The sequence below is a fragment of the Mycolicibacterium brisbanense genome (genome assembly GCF_001570425.1).
GTDB classification, from domain to species: domain Bacteria; phylum Actinomycetota; class Actinomycetes; order Mycobacteriales; family Mycobacteriaceae; genus Mycobacterium; species Mycobacterium brisbanense.
Genome location: NZ_BCSX01000024.1, coordinates 188,118 through 214,573, shown reverse-complemented (window position 1 = coordinate 214,573; position 26,456 = coordinate 188,118). Strand labels below are relative to the sequence as shown.

The 26,456-nt window shown below is 66.9% G+C and carries 27 protein-coding genes and 1 tRNA gene; 15 read left to right on the top strand and 13 right to left on the bottom strand.

Translation table 11 applies throughout. The features are described 5' to 3' along the window. The first annotated feature begins 56 nt into the window (after positions 1–56). From RMCB_RS13785 to RMCB_RS13775, 3 genes are read left to right on the top strand one after another with little or no spacing between them, the layout of a single operon-like run. Positions 57–1,052: a WXG100 family type VII secretion target gene (locus RMCB_RS13785; RefSeq protein WP_062829205.1), complete on the top strand. Its 996-nt coding sequence runs from the start codon at positions 57–59 to the stop codon at positions 1,050–1,052. Continuing rightward, positions 1,049–1,951 (top strand): DUF6777 domain-containing protein, encoded by a 903-nt coding sequence (locus RMCB_RS13780; RefSeq protein WP_062829204.1) that lies wholly within the window; start codon positions 1,049–1,051, stop codon positions 1,949–1,951. The genes RMCB_RS13785 and RMCB_RS13780 overlap by 4 nt, the downstream gene beginning before the upstream one ends. A gap of 31 nt (positions 1,952–1,982) precedes the next feature. Next, positions 1,983–2,801: a hypothetical protein gene (locus RMCB_RS13775; protein ID WP_131805522.1), complete on the top strand. Its 819-nt coding sequence runs from the start codon at positions 1,983–1,985 to the stop codon at positions 2,799–2,801. 50 nt (positions 2,802–2,851) lie between these two features. Here RMCB_RS13775 and RMCB_RS13770 read toward each other — a convergent pair whose 3' ends face one another. The 3 genes from RMCB_RS13770 to RMCB_RS13760 are packed head-to-tail and all read right to left on the bottom strand — an operon-like array spanning position 2,852 to position 5,765. After that, a complete protein-coding gene (locus RMCB_RS13770) occupies positions 2,852–4,114 on the bottom strand; it encodes a hypothetical protein (RefSeq protein ID WP_084388492.1) in 1,263 nt (420 codons plus the stop codon). Next, positions 4,111–5,067 carry a PP2C family serine/threonine-protein phosphatase gene (locus tag RMCB_RS13765; RefSeq protein ID WP_234792095.1) on the bottom strand — a complete coding sequence of 319 codons (957 nt, stop codon included), beginning with the start codon at positions 5,065–5,067 and terminating at the stop codon, positions 4,111–4,113. Before RMCB_RS13765 ends, RMCB_RS13770 begins: the two co-directional genes overlap by 4 nt. Continuing rightward, the gene (locus RMCB_RS13760) at positions 5,064–5,765 is read right to left on the bottom strand and encodes a vWA domain-containing protein (RefSeq protein WP_029371387.1); all 702 of its coding nucleotides are present in this window, start codon (positions 5,763–5,765) and stop codon (positions 5,064–5,066) included. The genes RMCB_RS13765 and RMCB_RS13760 overlap by 4 nt, the downstream gene beginning before the upstream one ends. A 154-nt stretch (positions 5,766–5,919) precedes the next feature. Here RMCB_RS13760 and RMCB_RS13755 point away from each other — a divergent pair, with 154 nt between their 5' ends. Beyond that, positions 5,920–6,366 carry a hypothetical protein gene (locus RMCB_RS13755; protein ID WP_062829201.1) on the top strand — a complete coding sequence of 149 codons (447 nt, stop codon included), beginning with the start codon at positions 5,920–5,922 and terminating at the stop codon, positions 6,364–6,366. Between the two features lie 48 nt (positions 6,367–6,414). On the opposite strand, the gene RMCB_RS13750 is transcribed toward RMCB_RS13755, so the two are convergent. Continuing rightward, a complete protein-coding gene (locus tag RMCB_RS13750; protein ID WP_062829200.1) occupies positions 6,415–8,109 on the bottom strand; it encodes a TROVE domain-containing protein in 1,695 nt (564 codons plus the stop codon). 464 nt (positions 8,110–8,573) lie between these two features. Here RMCB_RS13750 and RMCB_RS13740 point away from each other — a divergent pair, with 464 nt between their 5' ends. From RMCB_RS13740 to RMCB_RS13720, 5 genes are all read left to right on the top strand, one after another. Beyond that, positions 8,574–9,473: a DMT family transporter gene (locus tag RMCB_RS13740; protein ID WP_109784302.1), complete on the top strand. Its 900-nt coding sequence runs from the start codon at positions 8,574–8,576 to the stop codon at positions 9,471–9,473. 104 nt (positions 9,474–9,577) lie between these two features. Beyond that, positions 9,578–9,802, top strand: coding sequence for a hypothetical protein (locus tag RMCB_RS13735; RefSeq protein ID WP_407662124.1), 225 nt, complete (start codon positions 9,578–9,580; stop codon positions 9,800–9,802). Between the two features lie 96 nt (positions 9,803–9,898). Further along, entirely contained in the window at positions 9,899–11,041 is a 1,143-nt protein-coding gene (locus RMCB_RS13730) for an inorganic phosphate transporter (protein ID WP_072278469.1), read from the top strand. A 9-nt stretch (positions 11,042–11,050) separates the two neighbouring features. Then, complete coding sequence (locus RMCB_RS13725; RefSeq protein WP_062829198.1) at positions 11,051–11,335, top strand: hypothetical protein; 285 nt, start codon at positions 11,051–11,053, stop codon at positions 11,333–11,335. Positions 11,336–11,346: 11 nt separating this feature from the next. Continuing rightward, positions 11,347–11,625: a DUF3349 domain-containing protein gene (locus RMCB_RS13720; RefSeq protein WP_062829530.1), complete on the top strand. Its 279-nt coding sequence runs from the start codon at positions 11,347–11,349 to the stop codon at positions 11,623–11,625. Here the strand turns inward: RMCB_RS13720 and RMCB_RS13715 are convergent. After that, a complete protein-coding gene (locus RMCB_RS13715; RefSeq protein ID WP_062829197.1) occupies positions 11,622–13,274 on the bottom strand; it encodes a DUF7937 domain-containing protein in 1,653 nt (550 codons plus the stop codon). The genes RMCB_RS13720 and RMCB_RS13715 overlap by 4 nt on opposite strands. Positions 13,275–13,483: 209 nt before the next feature. Between RMCB_RS13715 and RMCB_RS13710 the strand changes: the two genes are divergently transcribed. After that, positions 13,484–15,304: a DUF7159 family protein gene (locus tag RMCB_RS13710; protein ID WP_062829196.1), complete on the top strand. Its 1,821-nt coding sequence runs from the start codon at positions 13,484–13,486 to the stop codon at positions 15,302–15,304. 4 nt (positions 15,305–15,308) lie between these two features. Here the strand turns inward: RMCB_RS13710 and RMCB_RS13705 are convergent, their stop codons facing one another. Beyond that, positions 15,309–15,581: a hypothetical protein gene (locus RMCB_RS13705; protein WP_131805521.1), complete on the bottom strand. Its 273-nt coding sequence runs from the start codon at positions 15,579–15,581 to the stop codon at positions 15,309–15,311. Positions 15,582–15,982: 401 nt separating this feature from the next. After that, a tRNA-Tyr gene (locus RMCB_RS13700) sits at positions 15,983–16,065 on the bottom strand. A 110-nt stretch (positions 16,066–16,175) separates the two neighbouring features. Here RMCB_RS13700 and RMCB_RS13695 point away from each other — a divergent pair. After that, positions 16,176–16,667, top strand: coding sequence for a YajQ family cyclic di-GMP-binding protein (locus tag RMCB_RS13695; protein WP_029371363.1), 492 nt, complete (start codon positions 16,176–16,178; stop codon positions 16,665–16,667). 230 nt (positions 16,668–16,897) lie between these two features. Here RMCB_RS13695 and RMCB_RS13690 read toward each other — a convergent pair whose 3' ends face one another. Then, entirely contained in the window at positions 16,898–17,239 is a 342-nt protein-coding gene (locus RMCB_RS13690; protein WP_062829194.1) for an ArsR/SmtB family transcription factor, read from the bottom strand. 102 nt (positions 17,240–17,341) lie between these two features. Here RMCB_RS13690 and RMCB_RS13685 point away from each other — a divergent pair, with 102 nt between their 5' ends. Both RMCB_RS13685 and RMCB_RS13680 read left to right on the top strand, forming a co-directional pair. After that, the gene (locus RMCB_RS13685) at positions 17,342–18,556 is read left to right on the top strand and encodes an MFS transporter (RefSeq protein ID WP_062829193.1); all 1,215 of its coding nucleotides are present in this window, start codon (positions 17,342–17,344) and stop codon (positions 18,554–18,556) included. A 52-nt stretch (positions 18,557–18,608) separates the two neighbouring features. Next, positions 18,609–19,634 (top strand): NAD(P)H-dependent glycerol-3-phosphate dehydrogenase, encoded by a 1,026-nt coding sequence (locus tag RMCB_RS13680; protein ID WP_062829192.1) that lies wholly within the window; start codon positions 18,609–18,611, stop codon positions 19,632–19,634. A 3-nt stretch (positions 19,635–19,637) separates the two neighbouring features. On the opposite strand, the gene RMCB_RS13675 is transcribed toward RMCB_RS13680, so the two are convergent. Next, positions 19,638–20,231 carry a helix-turn-helix domain-containing protein gene (locus tag RMCB_RS13675; protein ID WP_234792094.1) on the bottom strand — a complete coding sequence of 198 codons (594 nt, stop codon included), beginning with the start codon at positions 20,229–20,231 and terminating at the stop codon, positions 19,638–19,640. Between the two features lie 118 nt (positions 20,232–20,349). On the opposite strand from RMCB_RS13675, the gene RMCB_RS13670 reads away from it, so the two are divergent. Both RMCB_RS13670 and RMCB_RS13665 read left to right on the top strand, forming a co-directional pair. Then, positions 20,350–21,489 carry a zinc-binding dehydrogenase gene (locus RMCB_RS13670; RefSeq protein ID WP_109784280.1) on the top strand — a complete coding sequence of 380 codons (1,140 nt, stop codon included), beginning with the start codon at positions 20,350–20,352 and terminating at the stop codon, positions 21,487–21,489. Positions 21,490–21,507: 18 nt separating this feature from the next. Then, the gene (locus RMCB_RS13665; RefSeq protein WP_062829191.1) at positions 21,508–22,941 is read left to right on the top strand and encodes an APC family permease; all 1,434 of its coding nucleotides are present in this window, start codon (positions 21,508–21,510) and stop codon (positions 22,939–22,941) included. Here RMCB_RS13665 and RMCB_RS13660 read toward each other — a convergent pair whose 3' ends face one another. The 4 genes from RMCB_RS13660 to RMCB_RS13645 all read right to left on the bottom strand — a co-directional run bounded on the left by RMCB_RS13660 (position 22,942) and on the right by RMCB_RS13645 (position 26,199). Further along, positions 22,942–23,451, bottom strand: coding sequence for a hypothetical protein (locus RMCB_RS13660; protein WP_029371355.1), 510 nt, complete (start codon positions 23,449–23,451; stop codon positions 22,942–22,944). It abuts the gene before it with no gap. Positions 23,452–23,491: 40 nt separating this feature from the next. After that, on the bottom strand, positions 23,492–23,788 hold the full coding sequence (locus RMCB_RS13655) for a hypothetical protein (protein ID WP_029371354.1): 297 nt from the start codon (positions 23,786–23,788) through the stop codon (positions 23,492–23,494). Between the two features lie 130 nt (positions 23,789–23,918). Beyond that, positions 23,919–25,418 (bottom strand): sensor histidine kinase, encoded by a 1,500-nt coding sequence (locus tag RMCB_RS13650; protein ID WP_062829190.1) that lies wholly within the window; start codon positions 25,416–25,418, stop codon positions 23,919–23,921. A gap of 7 nt (positions 25,419–25,425) precedes the next feature. Beyond that, positions 25,426–26,199, bottom strand: a complete 774-nt coding sequence (locus RMCB_RS13645) for a response regulator transcription factor (RefSeq protein ID WP_029371352.1) — start codon at positions 26,197–26,199, stop codon at positions 25,426–25,428. Between the last annotated feature and the right edge of the window lie 257 nt (positions 26,200–26,456).

Sequence of the window (26,456 nt, the reverse complement as noted above, 5' to 3'; positions counted from 1 at the left end):
GTGCATGCTTACCCGTGCGTGGATCCCAGGGATGACGGCCCGGATGAGGAACTGAGATGACCGTTGACGGTGCGGACCCCGAACAACTGCGGCTGGCAGCAAAGCAGCTCACGCAAGCAGCCGATCAATTGCAGGGTTCGGTCCAGAGCTTGGGCGGCGTGATCGCCAACGCGTCGTTCTGGCGGGGGCCCGATGCCGACCGCTTCCGCTCACAGTGGCACGGGCAATCCGCACGCTCGATGACCAACGCCGTCGACGCCCTGCACAACGCCGCAAACATCCTGCGCCGCAATGCCGATGAGCAGGACACTGCCAGCAAGGCTGACGGCGGCGGCCGAGTGTCGAAAGCCGCGAACGTCTGCTACAACCAGGCGCCGAAAGGGCTGAACGGGATGTGGAAGGAAATCGGCGAGACCCCCAATGGCGGTGACATGTCGGGGTACCGAGTACAGAAAGTCGTCGATGAGCACGGCCACGAGCGCTACATCGTCTACATCGGCGGTACGACCCTCAACCCCTTCGACCACCAGAGCTGGGCTGCGAATATCGATGCCATCAGCGGGAAGCCCGACGAGGCTCAGCTGAAAGCACTCCAACGTCTGATCCCCAAGGGAGCTGAAGTCATGCTGGTCGGCTACAGCCAGGGCGGCATCGACGCCCAGAACATTGCGGCCTCACACGCGCTCAACGTTCAGCAAATCGTGACCTATGGATCTCCGGTGCGCAACGACCTCAATATATCGGCGGTGCACCTTCAGTACGGCCAGGACATCGTGCCCTCGTCGTCAGCCGTTCGTCCCGACCTGTGGAGCAACTCGGCCGGCAGTGCGAACAACAACGTCGAAGTCTTTGCGTCCAAGCCGTCGCTGTTCACCGTATTCGGCGCCGGAGAACACATGAACGGCTACGGCGATCTGTCCCAAAAATGGGATGACGCAGCGAACAGCGGTGCCGACAGCCGCGCGGCGGGATCTGCCGAAGCATTCCAAAAGTTCCAGGGTGACGTCGTCGATCAAGTGGACCTGAAGAATGACGGAAGCGGAAACTGGTGACCGATCGCTGGGTCGATCCGAATCAGCCGAGCCCGATCAGCCCGCGGGCACCGGTCATTCTCGCGGTGTCTGCCGTCGCCCTGACCCTCGTGGTGGTCGCAACCCTGGTGGCAGTTCTGGTGTTCGCCTCCGAGCGCAATTCGCCCCATCCGACAGCCGGCGACGTCGCCCTCATCAAGCGGAACGCGCCGGTGGACGCACCTTTCACCCGGTCGATACTGGTTGTCCCGGTGGCTATTTCAGACCAGGCAGAACAGAAGTCGACGGCACTGCTGCAACAACTACCGGTGCGCGCCGACCGCGGTGTGCGCCCCGTATCCGGGCGCCAGAACGACCTGTACGGGACCACCGGTCAGACCTCGCCATGCGACGTCGTCACACTGGCGAACTACCTCGACGCCGACGCCGCGGCTGCTCAGGCGTGGGGGCTGGCATTGGGACTCAACCCTCAGCAGATTCCGTACTATCTCAACACTTTGACCGCGGTGGTACTGATGGGTGACACCTGGGTCACCACGCACGAATTGTCTGACGGTGCAGCCCATTCCGCCCAGGCGGTGCTACAGGCAGGAACCGGCGTGCTGGTCGATCCGCTGGGAGTGCCCAGAGTGCATTGCGTGTCCGGTGCGCCGCTGACACCGCCTGCCAACAAGAACCTCACCGACTATCGCCTCAACGGTGACAAGTGGGACGAGTTCGCGCCACAGACCGTGTTGGCGATCAACTACGCCGCGGCCGACGGACCAGCCGCGGACGGCGACTTCACTCTCATCGACGTCACGTCCGGCCAGGAGGTGACGCGAAAGAGCGGCGGCACCATCAACCTCGGGACGACGACTGTCCCGCTTCCCGACCCCGCCGTGATGAACATTCCCCCCAGCCCGTCGATGCCCGGATGAGCCCGAGCACCCAACGAAAACGGAGTCAACCGTGACCAATTACGTCTCCGGCGGTTCTAGTGACCCGCACGCCTCCTACCGCCGCCAAGCTTCCGAACATTTCGGGGGCAGGCAGCCCGGAGTGCCGGTGCTGACACTCGCGGGCGCCGCGGCCAGTGGGGACTTCGAGCATCAGGATATCGCGTTGCTACCCGGCGAACAGTCGCTGTTCGCAGCAGACTTCACCGCGTCACCGATCCTGCGACATATCAAGACCGGTGTGGTGGTAACCCAGGATCGCGTCGTGATGCGCTATCCGCAGTACATTCTCGCGTTCATTCGAGTCGGGCACGCTGAATCAGCCTGCCCGATCCGCAAACTCAGCAAGGTGACGGTGGGCCGCACGCTCTCACGCAGCCGCGTGTTCAAGGCTCTGGTGTTCGGTGGCGTCGGCGGCATGATGGCGATGTCGGGACTGGCCTCGCTCGCGGTGTCCCTCATCGGGGGCCTGATGCTGCTTGTCGGTCTGGCACTGCTGGGCGTGGCGGCCTTTCAGCTCTGGATGGCTCGAAGCCTGGGCCTGACCGTCATCAATGACGGTGGTTCCGTGCTGCACGTGGATGTCGAAAAGGCTGAATATCAGGACATGGTCACCGCGGGCCAACTCATCCAAGAGCTGATGCTCGGCACGCCTGCGGCCGCACCCAGCGCTCCCGCTGCGCCAGCGGACCTGCCGAAACCGCCTGCTCCTCCGCGGCCCGCGCCGCAGCCACGACCGGTGACGGTGGACCGTCCGGCAGCGCCGGCCCCGCGCCCTCAAACGTCGCAGTCATCCAAACCTACTGCACCGCCGTCGATCTGGCGTGCGTAGCAGGCGACTGCTCAGTCCGCTACGAACGAGATCGAACCTCGTCACCGCACCTACAACCCGAAAGTCGATGTGCCGCTGAGGATCGCCCACACGATGAAGGACGTGAGAACGACGACGATGGTGACCACGGTGGCCAACCCGGCGAGGATGAGCTTGGTGCTCTGCGGCAATTGCGCCCAGGTGGCTTTCAGGCCGCCGGTCGGCGTGACAGCGGGTTTACGCGCGACGGGTCTGGCCGGAGGCGGCGCGGGTCGTGACGACTGCCTGCCCTGCTGCCGGGTCCGGCGTTGCTCGTCGATCGCGCACCACGGACACGTCGGGGCGCCGACCGGAATCTGGTGTGTCCCACGTGGACACACGCCGACCCGCATCCTGAGCAGCCCGCCACGCCATTCCTCGGCGCTGGGCCGGGCGAGCGGGTCTTGCGCCCCGTCGGTGAAGGCCCGGACAAACAGCCGTTGAATCTCGTTGGGCAGGAAAGTGACCGGCGGGGCCAGCGGGTGCGTCCGCAGCGCAGACCCAGGCCCACCGGCCCAGCTGCCCGACCGCGCCAGGCTCAGCGCATCCGGTTGCTCGCCGCCGGCGGTCCAATTGCCCCGCATGAACGGATGGTTGCCCCCCATCAGCAGTTGGTGGATGTGTAAGGCCAGCGCGAACAGATCCGACGACTTGCCCCGCGGACAGGTGCGTAGGTCGACGCCCGCCAATTCGGGCGCGGTGAACTCGGGACGCCCTACCCCGCACAGAAACCGGCGGCCGGACGGATCGGTGAACTGCATCGAATCGCAGTCGACCAACGTGACCTCGGTCGTGTCGGAGACGAGGATGTTGCGTTCCTGAAAGTCACCGATGACGGCGTCGACGCGGTGCACCACCTGCACTGCCAGACACAGGTTGGCCGCCGTGTTCACCAGATGTCCCCACGAGACCTTTCGGGTCCATTGGGGCGCCGACGGCAGCGGATCCTCGCGGTTGGTCGGGTTGCTCATGGTGTGGATTTCCACTGCGGTGGCGGCGTCGATCCGCGGCATGACGAATCCGACCGGTCCGTGATCGTCGACCAGTACCTGTGACGGCCAGGTCAACACGACAGTTCCGTTGGGCTGCACCGCACCCGGCGGGGGCCCTTGGACCATGGCCGCGACCTTGTCGAGCTTGGTCGGCAAACCTTTGAGGTCCGGATGGAATACCTTGGCGGCCCAATCCGGCCGCTGCGCAACGCCGTACACGGTGCCTTCGCCGGCCCGTGCCAGCACCGGTGTCAGCGTGATGGGCTCTCCGGTCACCAGCCGGATGCCTGCAGGATTCGTCATCGCCGCCTCCCCCACCAGTGTCGCCGCACCGGTTTCGTCGAGAGGGGCTCGGTCGGGGCGTCGGTCCCAGCCGCCGGAAGCGGGTCTGTCCGTCGCTCGACGTCGAGGGAGTTCGGGGTGCCTGTCTGCGGCGGTGGGCTGGACTCGGTGACGATCCCGCCGGCACGGTCGCCGGTATCCCGCAGTGCCGCAAGCACCATCGTCTTGTCGTCGCCGGTCTGGTCGTCTTCGATGCCCGCCAGCATCGCCGCGAAACTCGTGCTGCCTGCGCCCGATCGCAGATGCTGCCAGCAGCCCCGGAAGAACGGTTCGTAGGCGTCGCCGGTGGCGATGTCGGTGATCTTGTAGCTCATTCCGTCGGTACTGAGCGCAAAGGCAGTCACGTCGGTGCACACGGCCGTGCGCAACGACTCGGCCAGCGCACGGTCGGACTGGATGAACGATGTGGTGTTGGCGTACTCCTCTTTGCGCTCGATCAGCAGCGACTCGATCTGCTCGTCGTTCTCCACGGCGATCACCCCGTCACCCACCTGGCCGAACACGGCCACATCCCAATTGGCCACCGCCACACACAATGTCGTGGACAGCAGGGATACATCGAGGCCCGTGGCGTGCGCGTGGCGCTGAACCCGTTGCAGTGCACCGTCGAACAACCACCGGAGCAGTCTCTCGGCATGCTCGGCGGTCGCCTTGCGGTAGCTTCCGATGAAGGCAGGCTGCAGCGCATCGTCCAGCACGCTCTGGCACGCAACATACGCGCCCCATGCCGACGTGCCACTCACCGAGCCGGCCCCGTCCGCGACAGCCGCGACGACGAAATCCCCTGCGACACCGTAACTGTAGGCATCGTCGCAGCCGAGGCCACGCTGCCGGTGCATCGACCCTGTCACCGCGGCACCGCAGGCCGACCACCCACAACCGGTCATCCGCTCACTCGAGCGGACGGCCGTCATGCGCTCGTCCACCCACTGACCGACGGCAACGGAATCCGGTCGCTCATGGCTCCCAACGCGTCATCGTTGCGGCCGAACTCCGAGGAATTCGACACGTTGCTCAACGAGGCCGACAACCATTCGAACAACTCGGCGTACTTCAACCCCTCCAACGGGGCGGGGCTGCGCTGCACCGAAAGACGGCTCAGCTGTTGATAGTCGACGCGGGGTCCCGCTCCTACCGCGAATACGGTGACCCCCCTGGCCGATTCGGCGGCGTTGAGCCGGGCGACTGCGGCATCGAAACCATCGAGGTTCGGTTTGCCGTCGGTGAGGACGAGGATCCACGGGCGGTAGTACTGCAGCCCGGCGACCTTGTAGGCGTGCTTGCGGTCCTCGATGATGTCGAGAGCGAGGTTGATGCCGGCGCCCATGTTCGTCGTCCCCGAGGCGGTGAACGGCACGGGCTGCAACGTCCGCGCTTCCTGCATCGGCACCAGGACGGTCGCCACCGTCCCGAACGTCACCACCGCGACCTCGACGCGCTTGCTGGCCAGCGTCTCGTTGTGCAGGTACTGCGTGAAGGCGGCAAAGCCCCGCTCCAGTGCCTCGATGGGCTCGCCCTGCATCGAGCCCGAGACATCGGCCAGCACGACACACGCCACCCGAGGGTCGGGGTTAGCGTCGTTGAGCTCGACGGCCCATCCCCACTCGGACACCGGCGGACCTTTCTCCCATTCGACGGGTTGCTCGACGCATCCTCTCACCGCATGCCGGGCCGGGCACACCGAACCCGGGAGGAAAAGTCGACCGTCCGTCGAACGGATGACGAAGCAGTGGTCCTTCGCGGCACGGCCCCTAGAGTGAGCTGGTATGAGGCTTGTGTGCGCGGTCTTGGCCGCGCTGGCCCTGCTGACCGGGTGCACGACGGTGACGGCAGGTACGCCCACGATGGGGCCCGTCGACAACGAATGGCGCAATGCCGTCATCGACGCCGTGGTGCGGCTGGGCACCGCACTGGGACCGGTGGGCGACGCGATGTCCGGTGATGACTATCCGGCCTTGCAATCGAGCTGCCGAGGTCTCGGCGCCTACCTCGACACCATGGAACGCGATGTCCTGCCCGGGCCCGACTCCAACGTCAACGCCGCGTTGCGCGACGGTATCGACGGCTACCGTGAGGTGGCCACCATGTGCGAGGCCTTGACGCCGACCAGCACCCCGGCCGACCTGCAGCGGCTCAGCATGGCCATCGACCGGGCGGACAAACGCATCAAAGATGCGCTCAAGCTGCTCGGGGTGGATATCCCGAAGCGCTGAACAAGTCGGGGGTGACGGTCGAAAACCGCCACCCCCGAACGTATTCCGTTACACGTCGCCACGGGAGAAGTCCGCAAGCAGCGTCGGCACCGCCGAGTCGAACCCGGAGATGTCGAGCTGACGCGGGTCGCTCGGATCGGCGATCGAGTTGCGGGTGGCCGTCATGGCGACGACCACCAGGCGCGCATCGATGCCCATCCGGCGGCGGTACTGCTCCAGCGCCTGGTGCGGATGGATGTTGCCGTACCAGGTCTCGTTATCGGTGTAGATGTGGAACGTGTCCACCTCCACCCGGTGCTTGGCTGCCCAGACCATCGGTAGTGCACAGTCCGTGGCACCCATCGGCAGCCCTGCGGTGTACCGGCACACGTCGTCGAGGCGACGACGCGCGCCGATATCCAGCTCGGTGACCGCAGTGTCGGGGTATCCGCGGCTGCCCGCGGTGAACCCGATGATCCGGTGCTGCGGCTCGGTCGCCGCGGTGACCATCGCCAGCGCGACCGACGCCTCCCGGCATGTCACCGGCAGACCCGACACCGGCATGGTCATCGAGCCCGAGATGTCCAGTGCCAGCAGGGTCCGCTTGTTCGCCGGCTGCACCGCCCCGTAGGCCGCGTAGAACGCCGCGTCGAGCGCATCGCTGATGCGCCCGACCGGCGTCCACGTGCTCTGGCCGCGGTCCCCGTGACCCGACGCGTAGGTGCGCTGTGCCACAAGGACATTCACCGGATGCACCCGGGCCCGAGCCAGCCGGACCGGATCGGCGAGCTGCGTCGCCACCGTCTCACCGGCCGTGCCGGCCAGCAGCCCCAACCGGGTCAGCCGCGGCAGCTGACGCATCAGCGCCGTCTGCGGCATCCCGCGGGCGATGAGCGCCTCCCACACCGCCGGCTCCGCCAGCGCTGCGTCGGGCAGCATCTCCCACGACAGGCCGTTGCCCCGCTCGATGATCTCGACCCACCGGGACGGAGTCGTCACGGCCTGCGCGTCCTCGAAGTCGGCGATGATGGCCAGCGCCTCGGGTACGACCTCGACCCGCAGGGCGGGGCGAACAGCGTTGCGCTGCCCGGCCTTGAGCTGCTCGTCGGTCAGCGGCACAACGGGTTCGGCGTAATCACCCAGGCCCTTGCCGACAGCCCAGTTGAACGCCATCCGGCGAGCCGGGTCGACGGTGCCCGACGGGCTGGCCAGCCGCAACAGATCGCGGTGGCTCCACCCGCCGCGCCTGCGGTACTTCACCAGCTGGTAGGCCAGCTGATCGACAGGCCGCTCGGTGTACCACTGCGCGACCGCGCGGCGCAGCGTCGGACCCCAACCGCGGAACTGCTCGACATACCCGGCGAACAGAAACAGCTGAGTTCCGGTGCGCGCCACTCGCGGCAGAGCCGCCAGCGCCGCTCGCCGGCCCTCGACGTCATCAGCAGATACCGCGATGGCCAGCGCGAACAGCGCCGGGTTCGCCTTGGGTGCACGCCCCGCTTCCGAGACCGCCACGATGCGGTTCACCAACCCGACGGGGTCGGCCGCGGCTGCCCGCAGCACCACCTCTGCGTTGTCACGTGTGAGGTCGCCGCTAGCGGTGTAGTAGGTGCCGCCCTCGGTGCCCAGAGTCAGGAACCGGTGCACCCGCGCCCAGTCGTCAACCGGAAAGGTGTAGCCGCCAGCGGCATTGAGCAATTGGCCGGCCTTCGCTGCGCGTGACTGTCGCGTCCAGCGCAGGTTGATCGTCCTGAGAATGTCCATGGGGCTACTCCTTTCAGTGTTGTGTGCCGGACATGGAGCCGCGAGCGTGTGAGGCGCCGACCGGGTTCACAGCAGCCGAAACTGCTGCGCAGGGAATCGAACCCATGAATCGCCAGATAACCGACCGACTTTCGGCCCGCGGCAATGAAGTTGTGCGCCAGTGGATGTGGGCGTGTGAGGGGTCAACCGATATCGAGCGCTCTGCCAGACTGAGCTACCGCCCTCTGGGGCGGGCGGGATTCGAACCCGCGACATCTCCATCCGAAGTGGTAACCGATCAACGTCCGGCTCACATCACCGGCCCGCAGAACGCTACGCGGGCAAACATGGGATCGCTACTGATTATTCGCCCACACGCAATTTTGTTGTGCGCCAACCGACTCCGCGCACCTCTGCTGGTTGGCGGGTTGCCCCGCGTAATTGCGATGCGCAGGGCGCCTGCCCGTTCCTACCATCAGGCAGTGATGCTCAACGTCGTCCGAGGACTGAACGCGATCGCGCAGCGGCCCGTGCCGGTCGCGGCCGTGGGTGCGTTCGGAATATCGACGTCGGGCTTGTTCGTGGCACTGTCGGCCACCTCGCCGGGCACTGCGTCGTTCTTCCGATGCGCGTTCGCCCTCCCGCTGCTGATACCGCTCGCGGTCGCCGAACGACGCCACCGCGGAACACCTACCGCTCGCCAACATGGCTGGGCGGCCGCCGCGGGGGTGCTGTTCGCGGCAGACGCGCTGTTCTGGACCCAGGCGATCTACGAGGTGGGCGTGGGGTTGTCGGCTGTGCTGGTCAACATCCAGGTGGTGATAGTGCCGTTGCTGGCCCGGTTGATCGATCGCGAGCCACTGAGCGCTCGGTTCGTCGCGGTGCTGCCGGTCGTCCTGCTGGGCACGGTACTCACCGGAGGCGTCTTCGAATCCGGCGTCGCGGGCACGGCGCCCGTCGCCGGTACGATCCATTCCGCGCTGGCCGCGCTGTGCTACTCGGCGTTCCTGTTCCTGCTCCGCCGCGGTGGGCCGGGCCAACCGCCGGTCCAGTCGTACGTGACGATCATCGGATCCGCAGCGTGCGCCGCACTGGCCGGTGGTGCCCTGTGGGGTGGCGTCACCCTGGTACCGGGCTGGGGGCCGGCGGGCTGGCTTGCACTCACCGCGATGTGCGGCCAGGTACTGGGCTGGCTTCTCGTCGCGCTGAGCACTCCCCTGCTGCGGGCCGAAGTCAGTTCTGCTGTATTGCTGTTGACACCGGTCGGCGCGCTGCTGCTGGGGGCCATCTGCCTCGGGCAGGTGCCTTCGGCATGGCAGACACTCGGGTGCGGCCTCATCCTCGCGAGCGCCTACCGGATCACGGCGCGGGCAGCAGCGATGTGATGGTGAGGTGCGCAGCACCAGAGCCAATAGTGATGAGCGCCAAGCGGTCTCGGTCTAGTCGTACGGTGGAGGTGATCACCCGTACCGCCGAAAGGATGCCTGCAGTGACCAAGAAGCGCTGGAACGACCTGTCCAAGACCGCCCGAGTAGCCATCATCGGGGTTGCCGCGGTGGACGCCGGCCTGCGGGCCTGGGCCCTGCGTGACCTGGCAAGTCGTGAGGCAGTCCACGTCAACGGCCCGAAGTGGGCATGGGGCGGTGCGCTCGGCCTGCTCAGCACCTCGGGCGTGGTTCCCGTCGTCTACCTGGTGGCTGGTCGCAAGTCCTAGCGACAAGCCTGCCGGGACGCCGCGAGCGCGATAGTGACGCAGCCCTCGGACAGCTAATTAGGTTTTCACACCATTGCTGTTCCACAATTGTTTACCGTGTCTTTACAGTTCCTGCTGCTCTGCATCGTCGTGATCACGGCCCTGATATTCGATTTCACCAACGGATTTCATGACACCGGCAATGCCATGGCCACGTCGATCGCCAGCGGGGCACTGAAGCCACGGACTGCAGTCACCCTCTCGGCGGTACTCAATCTCGTCGGTGCGTTCCTTTCCACCGCGGTGGCGGCGACCATCGCGAAAGGCCTGGTAGACGCCAACCTCGTCAGCCTGGAGCTGGTGTTCGCCGGCCTGGTCGGCGGGATCGTCTGGAATTTGTTCACCTGGCTGTTGGGCATCCCGTCGAGTTCGTCGCACGCCCTGATCGGCGGCATCGTCGGCGCCATGATCGCCGCGGTCGGCGGCCACGGCGTGATCTGGCACGGGCTCGTATCGACGGTCATCGTGCCTGCCGTGCTGTCCCCGCTCATCGCGGGCATCGTGGCCGCGATCGCCAGCTGGATGGTTTACCGGCTGATCCGCGGCCTGCCCGAGGACCGCACCACCGCAGGGTTCCGCTATGGCCAGATTGGGTCGGCGTCGCTGATCTCTCTCGCGCATGGCACCAACGACGCGCAGAAGACGATGGGCATCATCTTCCTTGCCCTCATCTCGTATGGCGCGGTCGACGAGTCCGCGTCGATGCCGCCGTTCTGGGTCGTCGTCGCCTGCGCGATCGCCATCGCGCTGGGCACGCTGTCCGGCGGTTGGCGCGTCATCCGCACCCTGGGCAAGGGTCTGGTTGACACCGCCGCCCCGCAGGGTATGGCAGCCGAATGCTCCTCGGCCGCAACGATTCTCCTGTCCAGCCATTTCGGCTATTCACTGTCGACCACCCACGTCGCCACCGGATCGATCCTTGGCAGCGGCGTCGGCAGGCGTACCGAGGTGCGCTGGAGCGTCGCCGGCAAGATGGCCACAGCCTGGCTGATCACGCTGCCTGCCGCAGGTCTGGTCGGTGCGCTGACCTACTACCTGGTGCACGAGATCGGCGGATTCCTCGGCCCGCTCATCGGTTTCCTGGTGCTCGTCGGGTCGGCGGTGCCCATCTGGATCAAGTCGCGCAAGCCACCGATCGACCACAACAACGTCAACGACGCCTGGGAAGGCAGCCTGACCGGCACGGTCGAGGCCAAGTAGGGAATTCACATGAACCACTGGATCAATCTCGTGGCCGTCGGCAAGATCCTGCTGTTCGGTCTGGTATTGGGTGCTGCGGTGCCGACCCTGTTCGCCCTCGCCCTGCGGCTCAACATCACCGCCACGGCCGACGGCCGGTCGAACTCCGGGCGCGCCCGGCTCATGGTCGGCCTCAGCTGGGCGATCTTCGCGCTGGTGGTGGTCGTCGTCATCACCGGCGTGCTGTTCATCGCCAACAACTTCATCGGCCACCGCACCGGCGTCTACCTGTTCGGCAACGGGTCGCACAAGTAGGTGGCCCAGCGCTGAACACGTATCTCAGCAGGATCGTGGCATGGATCACCGCCGGCTACCCGGAGGGTGTTCCAGGCCCGGACCGAGTTCCGCTGCTCGCGCTGCTGCGGCGCCGCCTGACCGATGACGAGGTCAGAACCATCGCACGCGACCTGATGGTGCGCGGCGAATTCGACGAGGCCGACATCGGGACGCTGATCATGCACATCACCGACGAGTTGCCCGGCCGGCTCGATGTCGACCGGGTCCGCGACCGGCTGGCGGCGTCGGGGTGGCCGCAGTGCGACTAACCCTCTGACGGCGGCGGCCAGCCCGAGCTCGGCCGACGCTGTATGCGCAGGGTCGTGGTCGGTGTCTGGAGCTGGGTGGTCGGCGCGACGGGCAGCACCGTCGTCGAATCGTCCCGCAACCGTGCGATACGCGGCATGGCCGCAGCCTGGGGCTGACGCACGATCGTCGGCGGTGCGGATGTGTCGGCGGCGGCTTGCGGTGCCGCCGGTTTCGCCGGCTTGGCGGCCCGCGCGTCGCGACGGACCATGTAGCCGGCCAACGGGCCGGTGAACAGCATGACGGCCAGCACGATGAGGCTCAGCACGCACACCGCGACATCGAACGTGCTGGTGATCTGCTGGGCCAGGTTGTTGCCGTAGATTGCCGCAGGCGGCGCTTGGGCATACCGGGGCGCCAGGGCAACGCCGATGGCCACGTCTGCGACGGTGAAGACGAACAACACCGCGCTGAACGCGGCGGTCACTGTCGTCGAGATCACGCCCTTGCCCAGCTGCCGGTGCACCCACCGCGCGATGAACCCCGTGACGAGGCTGAACACCGTCATCGCCACGCTGTCGTACAGCGCACGGGGAAGGTCCAGTGACAGCGCGATCACATAGTCGACGACCCGCAGCGCAGCGGCCGCGAACGACCAGAACGCGATGAGCGTCAAGCATTTCTCCGCGGCACCGCGGTAGGCGCCGATGGTCGGTGGCTTGATCAACAGAACCGCGTACAGCGTCGTCGGTGCGACGATCGCAGCGGCCGCAGCCCAGGCCAGGTAGCCCTCGTATCCCACTGCGGCGGTCGAGGTGTTCTCTGCGATGCCGTGAAACGCGTCGATGTCACGACCGACGCCCAGCAGCCACACCAGCGTCGCCGCAACGGCACCGGAGACACCGATGGCGGTGGTGGCCAGCCGGGCCGCGGCGGTCCGCTCGGTGAGCCAGCGGGAGGCGATGACCAACGCGATCATCGCTTCGGCGCCGTAGAGCAGTGTCGTGACGATGACGGCGACGTCATGGCCGCCGAACGTCACATTGGTGACGAACAGGTACCGCAGCCGCCAGTACAGGTTGAACGCGACCGCTAGCGTCGCCAGCGCGATCGAGACGAAACCGATGACCCGCGCCACCGCATACCAGCGACGAAACTTGTTGTGCTCGATGGTGATCGACGTGATGGGCGGCTGCGCTGCGAGCAGTGCGCCCGCGACACCCAGCAGCATGCCGGGGCCGACTCCGGGCGGCACGGCGCCGGTGCCGCCGCCGTGGACCGTCTGCACCAGATGGAAAACCACGAAACCGATGACCACGACCAGATAGGGGACGCTCAGCAGCAGCCGGATCCCCGCGGTTCGCCGGACATCCGGTTGTGCTGAGTTGAGCCGCAACGGTCCGAGGTGCGGGGCGATGGCGGCCGCGACTGCGAGCAGCGTCACGACGGCCACCACGACGAACGTCGTCGCGTCGCTGTTCGGCACGCCGACGCCGAATTCGAGGTTCCACGGGAGCAGTAGCGCGAGGACGAGGAGCGCTACGGCGACCCCGTCACGCACCCTGTTGGCCCGGGCGGGCACGTAGCCGACACGTGGGGACCGCGCCACGGCAGGTGCAGCCGTGGTCGCCAACTGGACTGTGGCGGACGCGTCGTAACGCTGGTCGCTCACGTACCGATTCCCTTCTATGAATGACGTCGCAAGACGATTCAACCAGCGTGCTCACTTTTGCTCTGGCGCACAAGCAGTGGCGACCGTGATCGTTTTCATCCGGCCGGGCCCACCGAGGCTGTGCGGTAGCTTTGAGGAGTCGAAATGCGCAGCACGGGGCAAGATGCGTCGGACGCCCAATATATGCGTGAGATGAGGAGTGGTAACCGGTGGACGTAGTCCTCGGGGTGGCAGTTGCCGGGCGAGTTGCCCGCTTGGCGATGGTCGGTTCGCCCGCAAGTGGCGGCCAATTGCTGGACCAGTATGCGCTGGACCTGTCCGACGATGCGATGACGGAACTGGCCGACACCATCATCGGCACCTACCGCGACGTGACCGAATCGGGCAACCGGGTCGCCGCAACACGGTTGTGCCTGCCCGACCCGTCGGCCGCTGACACCCTGCGTCAGCGGGTGGCCGCCGCCGGTGTGCAGAACGTCGAGGTGGTGGCCGAGGCCGAGGCCGCAGCGGCAGTGGCCCGCAGCGCCGGCGCGGATGCCGCGCTGCTGCTGGCCGACGACGACACCGTGTCGCTGACCGTGGTCGGTGAAGACGAGCAGTCGACGTCCACGCTGGCATCCCTACCGATCGGAGCTGCCGGTGCGGCCGTGGCGTGCGCGTCGGTGTTGCAACACATGCCCGCCGCCGCGGCCCCGATGCGGGTGATGCTCGTCGGACAGCGCCTGGACCTGGATTCCGTTGCCGCAGAACTACGTTCGACAGCGCCCGTCGAGGTGGCCCCGGATGCCGGCTACGCGATCGCGCGCGGCGCCGCCCAGACCGCCGACGGCTCGGGCTTCGCGCCGGCCGGGGCGTCGACACAGATGGCGCCCGCGCTCGACGCGACCCAGATGGCGCCTCTCGGCGAAGCGACTCAGATGGCACCTGCCGCGGACGCCACCCAAATGGCGCCTGCCTCAGATGCCACCCAGATGGCGCCGGCAAGCGCGCAGACCGAGGGTGCCGTCGGTCCGGACCTGGCCTACTCGCAGGAAGCCGGCGATGAGCCGTGGGCCGACGAGATGCCCATGGAGCCGCTGGGCGAGTTCGTCCCCGAGCAGGAGGACGAAGCGGAGTACACGACGGTCATTGCGCCACCGGCGCCGCGAATGCTCCTCATGGGCAGCGCCGTCATGTTCCTGGTGATCAGCTTCGCCACCCTGGCCGTCACCGTCGCGATCAACGTCCGGCCGACCGCCGACGTCGCCGCCCAGCCGGCGCCTCCCACGCAGGCCAACACGGTGCCGGGCCGCTACCTTCCGCCGGTTCCGCACCAGGCAGACCCGGTGGCGCTGCCGGTCTCGGTGCTGACCCCGCCGCCCGCGGCCCCCGTCGTGCCGAACGTGCGTAGCAATGATCAGCCGGTTCAGGTGCCGAACAACCCCGCACCCGCGGCGCCACAGCCCGCACCGGCTCCCCCGCCCGTCGAGGTTCCGCCCGCCCCGGTGCCCGTGCCGATTCCCGCGCCGATCCCGGTTCCCATACCGGTCCCGCCGCTCGTGCCGCCGTGGACACCGCCGTGGACGTTCCCGACCACGCCGACGACTCCTCCCACGAGCACCACGACGACGGCGCCGACCACCACGACCACTGTGCCGACGACGACGACCACTGTGCCGACGACAACCACGACCGTGCCGACGACGACGGTTCCGTCGACCTCGACGCCGACCGAACCCTCCACGCCGACTCATACGACGGCGACATCGTCCGCAGCCCCGGTGACCCCGAAGGAAGAGCCGACCTACACCGCGCCCGCCTACACGCCGCCGGCCCAGACGGCCGCGCCGACCCATGAGGCCCCGCAGACCACGGTCTATCAGCAGGAGCCGTCGTACGGCGGCGGGTCGTCGGGGTCGTCCGGATCGTCCGGCAGTGGCTCGTCAGGCGGGTCCTCTGGGTCGTCCGGCGGCTCCTACGGTGGCGGAAGCTCAAGCGGCGGTGGGCATTCCGGCGAATCACCGATGACCACGGTGCCTGTCAGCCCGTAGCCTCTCAGTAATCGTGATTAGGGCACGCGACGTCGACGTAGACGGTGACGAACGTGGTCTTGCTGGGTGTCTGGTTGCTGGGGTTGTTGACGCCAGTGACCCAGCACTCCGACAGCGGCTTGGTGTCGTATCCGTTGGTCCAGTTGATCTGCACGGTGTAGCCCTGCGCCTCCAGATCGCTGATGACGTCATCGGCGCCTGCTGATGCGATCGGCGCCGTCACGAGTGCCGCACCGACCAACAGCAATGGGGCACACAGCAACCAGGCTCGCGTCATGTTCCCCATGATCCGCGCGTTGGCTGGCAATGCCCAGTGTGTCGAATACCGTAATCCGCACAGGGACTAGAACTCACACGAAACCCGCGGTCGCGCTGGGACAACGTTGAAATCAACGACCTTCCGTCGCACACGTCCAAAGCGGCGCCCAAGTCAGCGCCTAGCGAACCATCGGCCCCCTAGGCGCCGGTCAGCTCGGGGTCCAACGTCTAGGTGCTCCAGAAGCCCGTCGGACACGACAGCGGTGTTGACATTGAACCGTACGGGCGTTCCCATCTCCGATGATCCGGACACGGCTGCGGACGCTTTGGACGTGGCAGAGCAGGCTACTGCCGGACGCGCTGCGGACGAGCATGCCGGGCAACGCATTCAGGCCCCCTCGAAAGGGGGCCTGATTGGTGTGGCAGGTAGTGGATTCGAACCACTGTAGGCGTAAGCCGACGGATTTACAGTCCGCTCCCATTGGCCGCTCGGGCAACCTGCCTGGTGTCGCATCCGCCCCGTCTCCGGTTTGGTGCGACTAGCAGGGTACAACGAGGATGTACCAAAGTTACAAACCGGCAGTACACGCAGAGGGAGAGGAGAGGCGTTCCAATGGCGGATTCCAGCTTCGACGTCGTCAGCAAGGTCGATCGCCAGGAGGTCGACAACGCACTCAACCAGGCCGCGAAGGAGCTGGCGACCCGGTTCGACTTCCGCGGTACCGACACCACCATCGCCTGGAAGGGCGACGAGGTGATCGAACTCACGTCCAGCACCGAGGAGCGCGTCAAGGCCGCGGTCGACGTGTTCAAGGAAAAACTGGTTCGCCGGGACATCTCGATGAAGGCCTTCGACGCGGGCGAGCCGCAGGCCAGCGGCAAGACATACAAGGTGTCCGGCGACATCAAGCAGGGCATCAGCAGCGAGCAGGCCAAGAAGATCACCAAGATCATCCGCGACGAGGGCCCCAAGGGCGTGAAAGCTCAAATCCAGGGCGACGAGATCCGGGTGTCGAGCAAGAAGCGCGACGACCTGCAGGCCGTCATTGCCCTGCTGAAGGGCGCTGACCTCGACGTGGCCCTGCAGTTCGTCAATTACCGCTGAGCTGACGCGTTGAGTCTGCGGTGGGGGCTCTTGCCTCTCGGTGTTTTGCGCCGTCACCGCAGACTCGATGTGGTGCTAGTCGACTGCTCAGCATGGAACCAGCGCCTCAGCCTCGCTCCGCGCCTCAGCCTCGCTCCGCGCCTCAGCTCAGCCCGCTCAGCTCACACGAGCGTGCGTGAAGTGCTGATGATTGACGGCGTGTCGGGCAGCAGACGCGCACGCTCGCGGTGCTAGGTGAGCGCCGCAGACTCAGATTCCCGATTGGCCTGCGCCACAACCGAACCGAGTAAGCCGGGAATTGCGGCGTCGACGTCGTCGAGGCGCAGGCGCTGATGTGTGTGGCCCTCGACTGGCTCGCGTTCGATGATGCCTGCGTCGCGCAGGATGTTGAAGTGATGCGTGGCCGTCGATTTGTTGATGCCGTCGTAGAGCTCCGCACACTTCACCGGCCGCCCGGCGTTGTGCAGCCGGCGCACCATCTCCAACCGCACCGGATCCTGCAGTGCGCACAGCACTTGCCGGAGGGGCGCGACAGGGTGCCGGACCGGCTCGGCCAACTGCGCCTGAACCATGTTGTGTCCTCCATCACCCGTTAAATCAGTTTGATCATCATCAAACCCCGGGTAGCCTCGTCGAGGTTCGATGAACATCAAACTTACCTCACGGGAGTCCTGGTGACGCTGGAAGCAGACCGCGCGATCGGTAGCGACGCTCAGCGGTGGGCTTACCCGCTGCTGCTGGTCCTGTGCGGTGTCGCGCTCGGGGTGTCCGGCGTGCCCGCGCCGCTCTACGGGCTCTACGAGACGGTCTGGCATCTGACGCCGCTGGCCACCACCATCGTGTTCGCGGTGTATGCGGTCGCCGCGCTGGCCGCGGTGTTGATCTCGGGTCGCATCTCCGATGTCGTGGGCCGCAAACCCGTGTTGCTGGGCGCGCTCGTCGCGATGATCGCGGGGCTCGGGGTGTTCCTGGTGGCGGACAACATGACGCTGCTGCTGGTCGCGCGAGCGATCCACGGCGCCGCGGTGGGCTCGATCGTCGTGGTCGCCGCGGCCGCTCTGCTCGACCTGCGGCCCCAGCACGGCGTGCGATCCGGGCAACTCAGCGGCGTCGCGTTCAACATCGGGATGACGGTCGCGATCGTGGGCTCCGCGGTGCTTGCCCAATACGCCCCGCATCCGCTGCGTACGCCCTATGCGGTCGTCGCGGTGTTCTGCGCCATCCTCGGCGTCGGTGTGGTGGCATTGCGCGAGACGCATACCGTGCGGCAGTCCGGCCCGATCCGCATCTCGAAACCCGCGGTGGCCCAGGACATCCGGTCCGACTTCTGGTTCTCGGCCATCGGCGCGATGGCCTCCTGGTCGGTGCTCGGCGTGCTGCTGTCGCTGTACCCGTCGCTGGCGGCGCACCAGACCCACGTCGACAATCTGCTGTTCGGCGGCGGGGTCGTCGGTGTCACGGCGTTCGCCGCCGCGGTGGCGCAACTGGCAGCGACCCGAGTCCCGGCACACCGCGCGGCGATCGCCGGCGACGTCGGCATGGCCGTGACACTGGTGTTGACCGTGCCGGTACTGCTGACCCATTCCTGGCCGCTGGTGTTCGTGGCCGCCACACTGCTGGGCGCGACGTTCGGGCTGGGGTTCGGCGGCTCACTGCGGCATCTGTCGCATGTGGTGCCCGCCGATCAGCGTGGCGAGACCATGTCGGCGTTCTATGTCCTGGCCTACACCGCGATGGCGGTGCCGACGCTGCTCGCCGGCTGGGCGGCCACTCACTGGGACCTGGCCACGGTGTTCCCCTGGTTCGCCGCGGCCGTCGCACTCGCCTGCCTCACCGCGGCAGTCATCGGAGCCCGGTCCCTGCGGACCCAGAACCAGAGAACCGCATAGCCAGCAACCGAATCGCGTCCCAGGCCGCCGCCGCCGACCTAGTCTGATCGCCATGGCACCAGCGCAACGCGAACCGAACGTCGTCGTCCTCGGTGGAGGCTCGTGGGGCACCACGGTGGCCTCGATCTGCGCGAGGCGCGGCCCGACGTTGCAGTGGGTGCGCTCGGACGAGACCGCGACGGACATCAACGAGAACCACCGCAACTCCCGGTATCTGGGCGACGAGGTGGTGCTACCGGAAAGCCTTCGGGCAACCCATGATTTCTCCGAGGCGGCCAACTGCGCCGACGTGATCGTGATGGGTGTGCCGTCGCACGGTTTCCGGGGTGTGCTGCAGGAGCTCGCGAAAGAGTTGCGGCCGTGGGTCCCGGTGGTGTCCCTGGTCAAAGGCCTGGAGCAGGGCACAAACATGCGGATGAGCCAGATCGTCGACGAGGTGCTTCCGGGACATCCGGCCGGAATCCTGGCCGGACCGAACATCGCGCGCGAGGTCGCCGAGGGGTATGCCGCGGCCGCCGTGCTGGCCATGCCCGATCAGCATCTGGCGGCAAAGCTGGCAGAGTTGTTCCGCACCAAGCGTTTCCGCACCTACACGACCGACGACGTCATCGGCGTCGAGATGGCAGGCGCGCTGAAGAACGTGTACGCGATCTCCGTCGGCATGGGGTATTCGCTGGGCATCGGCGAGAACACCCGGGCCATGGTGATGGCCCGGGCGGTCCGGGAGATGTCCAAGCTCGGTGAGGCCATGGGTGGCCATCGCGACACCTTCGCCGGACTGGCGGGCATGGGTGACCTCATCGTCACCTGTACGTCGCAGCGCAGCCGCAACCGGCACGTCGGCGAGCAACTGGGGCAGGGCAAGAAGATCGACGAGATCATCGCCTCGATGAACCAGGTCGCCGAGGGCGTCAAGGCCGCGAGCGTGATCATGGAGTTCGCCGAGAAGTACGGCCTGAACATGCCCATCGCCCGCGAGGTCGACCGCGTCCTCAACCACGGTGCGACGGTGGAGGACGCCTACCGCGGGCTCGCCGCCGAAAAGCCCGGCCACGAGGTGCACGGCTCGGGGTTCTGAAGCTCAGGTCCCGCGCAGCGCCGCGCTGAAGTCCTCGGCGCCCACCGGCGGGGCGATGGTCCACAGCACCTCGGCCTCGCCATCGGTGGGGTTGTGCCAGTCATGTAATTGGGTCGCCCCGAACGTCATGCTGTCGCCGGTCTCCAACAGCGTGGTCTGCCCGTCGACGGTGATGCTCAGCGCACCCTTGAGCACGTACACGAAAATCGTTGTGGCATCGAGCCGATAGGCGCCGCCCGAGCCGCCGCCGGGCCTCATCACGGTGTGCATCACCTGGACATGCCGCTCGGCTTTCGGGGTGAGCAGCTCTTCGCGGACGTCGTGGCCGCCCATCTCCAACGGCGCCCCCGCGCCGCTGCGGACGATGGGCGCGGTCGGGTACTCGAACAGATCGCCGATGCCGATGCCCACCGCGTCGCAGATCCGCATCAGCACCGGCACCGACACGTTGGTCATGCCCCGCTCGGCCAGGCTGAGAAAGCCCTTGGTCACCTCGGCCCGAGCTGCCACCTCGGTGAGGCTCAACCTGCGCTGGGTGCGGAACTCCCGTAGCCGCGCGCCCGCGCGGCCCATTCCGGTCTCCTCACCGTCCGCCACTCAATCCCTCCCCTGGCTGTTGACGCCTGTTCGTTTAGTGGTGTAAAACACGCATCAGCGTTTTATGGCATTGAACCCTACTCGTGGTGACGGCCCCCTCAGACCAGAAAGGCACGTAGTGTCGGCAGCTCAAGACACCCAGCACAGCACGCGCATCAAGGCTGCGGTCTTCGACGGGAACGGCGGCATCTCCGTCGAAGACGTCGACCTCGCCGCCCCCGGCCCCGGCGAAGTCCGCGTCAAGGTCGCCGCCGCCGGTGTCTGCCACTCCGACCTGCACGTCACCACCCGCGCCTGGGATGTGCCGGCGCCGGTGGTGCTCGGACACGAAGGCTCGGGGGTGGTCACGGCGACGGGCGCCGGTGTCGACGATCTCGAGCCCGGAGACCACGTCGTGCTCAGCTGGGTGCCCGGCTGCGGCGAGTGCCGGGCCTGCCTGGCAGGCCGGCCCGCGCAGTGCTCCCTGGTCGCGTCGGTCGTCGCGGCAGGCGGAACGCTGTACGACGGCACCACCCGGTTGTCCAACGAACGCGGCACCATCCATCACTACCTCGGCGTCTCGTCCTACGCCGAGGAGGTCGTGGTGCCGCGCAGTGGTGCCGTCAAGGTGCGCAAGGACGCCCCACTGGAAGACATCGCGATCGTCGGCTGCGCGATCGCCACCGGCGTCGGTGCGGTTCGCAATACCGCTGGCGTAGAACCGGATTCGACGGTGGCCGTGATCGGTTGCGGCGGCGTGGGCCTGGCCTGCGTGCAGGGCGCCCGCCTGGCCGGCGCGGCACGCATCGTCGCGGTGGACGTCGTCGCCGAAAAGCTCGACCTGGCACGCAAACTCGGTGCCACCGATGTCGTCGACGCGTCCGCGGCCGACGATGTGGTGGCAGCGCTGCGCGACGTGGTGGCCGACGGGTACGACTATGTGTTCGACGCGATCGGCAAGATCGTCACGACCGAACAAGCCATCGCCGCACTGGGTCTCGGCGGCGCGGCCGTCATCGTCGGACTGCCCCCGCAGGGTGAGCGGGCGAGCTTCGACCCCCTGACCCTGGCCGAGGCCGATCAGCGCATCCTCGGTTCCAACTACGGCTCGGCGGTGCCCGAGCGCGACATCCCTGCCCTGGTCGACGAGGTGATGGCGGGCAATCTCGATCTCGCCTCGATGATCTCCGGTCGCCGTCCGCTCGCGGAAGCCGCGGCCGCGCTCGACGATCTCGCCGCCGGGCACGCACTGCGTCAACTCCTCATCCCCTCAGCCTGACAGGAAACGAGAACCCCTGTGTCCGAAGACATTCAGATGGGTCCCGACGCCACCGATGCCGGGCTGCGCCGTGGCGTGATGGGCGGGGGCGAACTCGCCGCCCAGGCCATCGCCAACATCGCACCGAGTGCCGTCATCGCGTTCACGGCCGCCGCCATCTACAACACCGCCACCAACGGCACCTGGGTGTCGTTCGCTCTGGCAACCGTGGTGATCCTGTCGGTCGGGTACTGCATCTCGCAGTTCGCCAAGCGCCGTTCGTCCGCGGGCTCGCTATACAGCTACGCGGCAACGGCGCTGGGCCCGTTCGGCGCCTACCTGACCGGTGTCAGCCTGCTGATCGGCTGCTTCGGCATCGCCGCAGGGTCGTTGAGCGGGTCGGTCGCCTACACCGCGACCCTACTCAACCAGCTCGGCATCCCGATCCATGGCACGGTCGCGCAGATCGTTCTGGCGATCGTCCTGGGCGCACTGGCGACCCTGTTCACCATTCGCGGCATCCGGCTGTCGGCTCGGGTTTCTCTTGTGCTGGAACTGATTTCGGTGTCCATCATCACGCTGCTACTGGTGATCACGCTGGTGCACCTGGGTGGCGACGCCTTCGACGCCGCTCAGTTCGAGCTCACCGATGTACAGCCGTCGGGCATCGTGGTGGGCATGGTGCTGGCGATCCTCGGTTTCGTCGGCTTCTCCAGCTCGGACGCCCTGGCCCGCGAGGCGAAGGACCCCTACCGCGCGGTGCCGCGCGCAATCATGTGGAGTGCGGCCGGTGTGGGTGTGCTGTACGTGTTCGCCGCCTACACGCAGGTGGCCGCGCTCGGGCCTGCGCTGGGCTCATCCGCGCAGCCGCTCGACGATATCGCGACGCTGGTCGGCATGCCGACATGGTTCAACCCGATCCTCAACTTCGGTGTCGCCGCATCGTTTTTCGCCGTGGTGGTCGCCCCGCTGAACGTTGTCGGCCGCATCCTGTACGTAATGGGCAAGGAGGGCGTCGTCAGCCCGGCAATCGGGCGGACCCATCCCACGCACCTGACCCCGCACCGCGCACTCGTCTCGGTCGGGCCGCTGGTGATCGCCGTGCCGGTGGTGATGTACCTGTTCGGCGTCGACCCGATGAACGTCGTCACGTGGGTGGACACCTACGGGACCTACGGCTACATGGTGGCCTACGCGGCCGCAGCGCTGGCCGCCGTGGTGTTCCTGCGCGGGATCAACGCGCGGGTTCCGCTGGTGTGGCCCGCCGCCGCCGTCGCGATCGTATCGATGGCATATGTGTTCTACGCCAACGTGTATCCCGTTCCGGCGTATCCGCTCAACGTCATTCCATGGCTGTTCATCGCAACCGTGGCCGCGGCCCTGGCATGGTACTGGTTCCTGAGTCGCCGTGCGCCGCATGTGATTTCGGCGATCGGGACCAGTGAGGTGGAGTCCCTCGAAGGGATCGGCTGATCAGCCGATCCGTACCGAGGGCTTGATGCCCGACGGCCGGTCGCCGACGGCGTAACTGCCCGCCGGGCTGATCACGAATCCCGACTGGTTACGCCCGTCGACGCAGGCCGTCATCACCCCGTCGGTGCCGCAGCTGACGGTCTGGTAGCTGATCCGGGTGTTGGCGGGCAGCGGCTTGGCCCCGTCGACCACGGAGAACACCGGCGCCGCGGCGCTGGCGAAGCCGGGTGCACCGGTGCCACCGCTGACCATGTTGGCGCCGCCCGGCGCGGCGGGGATGGCGCCACTGCAGCCGTATCCGCCGTCGCGCTGCAACACGCAGGTGACCCCTTCCGGGGTGCTGAAGGCGTACCAGTTGTTGTCCATCACCGCGTAGTCCGATGTCTTGACCGGCGGGTACGCGTTGACGTTCGGCAGCGGCGGCGGATCATCCGCCGTCGCGACCCCGGGCACACCCATCACAGCCGCCCCCGCAGCACTCACCAGGCCGATCATCACTCTGCTCAGCACCCGGACACCCTAACGTGACCGTCGCCACGAGGCCATCGGATCAGCCGCACGCCAGGTCGACGTACACCGTGGTGTAGCGGACCACCTCGACGGTGTTGCCACGCGGCGCCGCGGTCAGATCGGTGATCGGGCGTCCGGGCCGCACGGCGCTGACCGTGCAGTTGTCGATCGATCCGCTGCCGACCTTGGTCTGGATGACCTTGTAGCCCTCGGATTCGAGCTGCTGGATGGTCTGCCGGGCGGTCTGCCCCGACGGCGCCGCGGAGGCCGGCGCGGCCAGTGCGATACCGGTGACAGCCAGGCTGACGGCAACGGTGGCGACAACAGGCTTTCTCATTTCGAATTCACCCTTCCTATTTCGCTGAATTCTCTTCCAGCCTAGGTGGGCATTCATGCGGCGGCCATCAACTCATATCGAACGCATACGATATCGCGCATAGGCTTAATTCAGGCTGAATTCACATATTTCACAATGTCGCCTGGGTCACGTCCGTCGACCGCGCGGCAAGCGGTATACGCACGGTAAACACCGTTTCCCCGGGGGTCGATGCGACGGCGACCGTGCCGTCATGGGCCTGCACGATCGACGCCACAATTGCCAGCCCAAGGCCGGTACTTCCCAATTCGCGAGACCGCGCTTTATCGGCACGCACAAATCTCCCGAAAAGATTCGGCAACAATTCGGATTCAATTCCCGGACCGTCGTCGGACACGGTCAGTTCGGCAAACTCCCCGGCGACGGTGAGGGCCACCACCACCGTGACGCCCGGCGGCGTGTGCACCTTCGCATTGGTCAGCAGATTGCTCACCACCTGGTGCAGGCGGGCCAGGTCGCCGCGGACCCACACCGGATCGTCGGGCAGCCGGGTCACCCAGTTATGGCTGGGCGCTGCGACCGCGGTGTCGTTCACGGCGTCGACCACGAGGTCGTTGAAGTCGACGTCGTCGGTCTCCAGGTCCTGCCCCTCGCCCAGCCGGGAGAGCAGCAGCAGGTCACTGACCAGTACCGTCATCCGGCGCGCTTCGGCCTCGATCCGGGCCAGCGCATATTCGGTCGTCGGCGGCAGCGTCGTGCTGTCCTGGCGCGTGAGCTCGGCGTAACCCTGGATCGCGGCCAGCGGAGTGCGCAGCTCGTGGCTGGCGTCGGTGAGGAACTGCCGGGTGCGTCGGTCGGACGCGGCCAGCTCGGCCAGCGCGCTGTCGACGTTGACCAGCAGCCGGTTGAGCGTCTCCCCCACGATGCCGACCTCGTTGTCCGGGTCGGTGTCCCGTTCCCGCACCCGGGCGGTGATCCGGTGATCGTCACCGTCGAGCCGCAACGTGGCGACCTTCGCGGCGGTCGCGGCGACGCGGCGCAGCGGCCGCAGCGCGTAGCGCACCACGAGAACCGTTCCGACCGCCGTCACCATCAGCGCGATGACGATCATGACCGCGACCGTCACCGTCTTGCGGGCGATCACCCGGTTGGCGCTGTCGAGCGAGACGCCGGAGACCAGCACGTCCCCGTCGCCGGCCGCCTGGCTGGCCAGGCGGTAGGAGCCGAGCACCGGCAGTTTGACCGTGCGGGGATTGTGGTCGGTCCAGGACTGCGCGTCGAGTGCTTGGGTCACCGCGGCAGGGGCCGGTCGCGGCTCGCCGTCGGAGAACATCGCCGACTGCACCACCTCACCGTCGCGGACCACCGCGATCAGGTTGCCCGGAGCCTGCCCGACGAACGCGGTCAACGCATCGGGCGCCTCGTCGATCTGATGCGCGGGGTCCTGGCCACGCAGCTTCTCGAAGGAGTGACTGAATGCGGCCAAGGACCGCGCCACCTCGTTGTCGCTCATCGTCGACACGTAGGTGTGCAGGCTGTAAACGGACAACGCTCCCACGGCGGCCAGTACCACCGTGACGATCGCCGTCACGCCGAGTACCAGTTGCCTGCGCAGCGAGCGTGGCCGCCACCACGGGCTGACCCGGCTCATCGCGCGGCTATTCGACGGGACGCAGCATATAGCCGACGCCGCGGACCGTGTGGATCATCGGCTCGCGGTCCGCGTCGACCTTTTTACGCAGGTAGGAGATGTAGAGGTCAACGATGCTCGACTTACCGCCGAACCCGTAGTTCCACACGCGGTCGAGGATCTCGGCACGGCTCAGCGCGCGGCGCGGGTTGCGCATGAGGTAGCGCAGCAGCTCGAACTCCGTCACGGTAAGCGCGATGGGTTCACCACCGCGGGTCACCTCCCGGCTGGCACCGTCGAGCACCATGTCGCCCACCCTGAGCACCTCGTCGGCCGGAGGCGCGGCATGGCTCGACCGGCGCAGCAGACCACGCAGCCGCGCCACCAGTTCCTCGAGGCTGAACGGCTTGGTCATGTAATCGTCGGCACCGGCGGTCAGCCCCGACACCCGGTCGAGCACAGAATCCCTCGCCGTGAGAAACAGGGTGGGCGTATAGCCGGCCGCTTCGCGCACCCGCTGCAGAATCTGCAAACCATCGATGTCGGGCAGCATGATGTCGAGCACGACGACATCCGGCTCCACCTCGTCGAACTTGGCACGTGCATCTTCGCCGTTGTGGGCCACTTCGACGACCCAGCCCTCGTAGTGCAACGCCATCTTGACGAGGTTGGTCAGCGCCGGTTCGTCGTCCACCAGCAACACCCGGATGGGTGAGCCGTCGGCCCGGCTGATCCGGGGCAACTGCCCGAGAATGGCCTGGCGCGGCTGGTGAGCACGTGGAGATACCGACATCGTGGTCATACTGCCATTCTCCTGAGCACACAGTTAGTTGTCACGGAGTTCATATCGAGTTCTTACACAAACCCATTCGGCGCCAAAGCTATGACGTGCGTCACCTTATGCTCCGCGTGGTGAGCCAGTCGAGAATTGTTGCAATACATACACTTTCAATCGGCTACGTGAACTCTTGGTTACGCGGTTCGGCGCGCTTCGAGCGTTTTGCCTGTACAGCAGGGCAATTCGAGTAGACAGCAGGCGTCGCGGAAGATTTGCGTTTT

Coding starts and splice junctions, on each gene's coding strand:
- RMCB_RS13740 (WP_109784302.1), top strand. CDS start 8,574: ATGCTCAACGTCGTCCGAGGACTGAACGCGATCGCGCAGCGGCCCGTG.
- RMCB_RS13785 (WP_062829205.1), top strand. CDS start 57: ATGACCGTTGACGGTGCGGACCCCGAACAACTGCGGCTGGCAGCAAAG.
- RMCB_RS13755 (WP_062829201.1), top strand. CDS start 5,920: ATGAGGCTTGTGTGCGCGGTCTTGGCCGCGCTGGCCCTGCTGACCGGG.
- RMCB_RS13695 (WP_029371363.1), top strand. CDS start 16,176: ATGGCGGATTCCAGCTTCGACGTCGTCAGCAAGGTCGATCGCCAGGAG.
- RMCB_RS13680 (WP_062829192.1), top strand. CDS start 18,609: ATGGCACCAGCGCAACGCGAACCGAACGTCGTCGTCCTCGGTGGAGGC.
- RMCB_RS13750 (WP_062829200.1), bottom strand. CDS start 8,109: ATGGACATTCTCAGGACGATCAACCTGCGCTGGACGCGACAGTCACGC.
- RMCB_RS13690 (WP_062829194.1), bottom strand. CDS start 17,239: ATGGTTCAGGCGCAGTTGGCCGAGCCGGTCCGGCACCCTGTCGCGCCC.
- RMCB_RS13645 (WP_029371352.1), bottom strand. CDS start 26,199: ATGACCACGATGTCGGTATCTCCACGTGCTCACCAGCCGCGCCAGGCC.
- RMCB_RS13725 (WP_062829198.1), top strand. CDS start 11,051: ATGAACCACTGGATCAATCTCGTGGCCGTCGGCAAGATCCTGCTGTTC.
- RMCB_RS13655 (WP_029371354.1), bottom strand. CDS start 23,788: ATGAGAAAGCCTGTTGTCGCCACCGTTGCCGTCAGCCTGGCTGTCACC.
- RMCB_RS13770 (WP_084388492.1), bottom strand. CDS start 4,114: ATGACGAATCCTGCAGGCATCCGGCTGGTGACCGGAGAGCCCATCACG.
- RMCB_RS13650 (WP_062829190.1), bottom strand. CDS start 25,418: ATGAGCCGGGTCAGCCCGTGGTGGCGGCCACGCTCGCTGCGCAGGCAA.
- RMCB_RS13705 (WP_131805521.1), bottom strand. CDS start 15,581: ATGACGCGAGCCTGGTTGCTGTGTGCCCCATTGCTGTTGGTCGGTGCG.
- RMCB_RS13765 (WP_234792095.1), bottom strand. CDS start 5,067: ATGACGGCCGTCCGCTCGAGTGAGCGGATGACCGGTTGTGGGTGGTCG.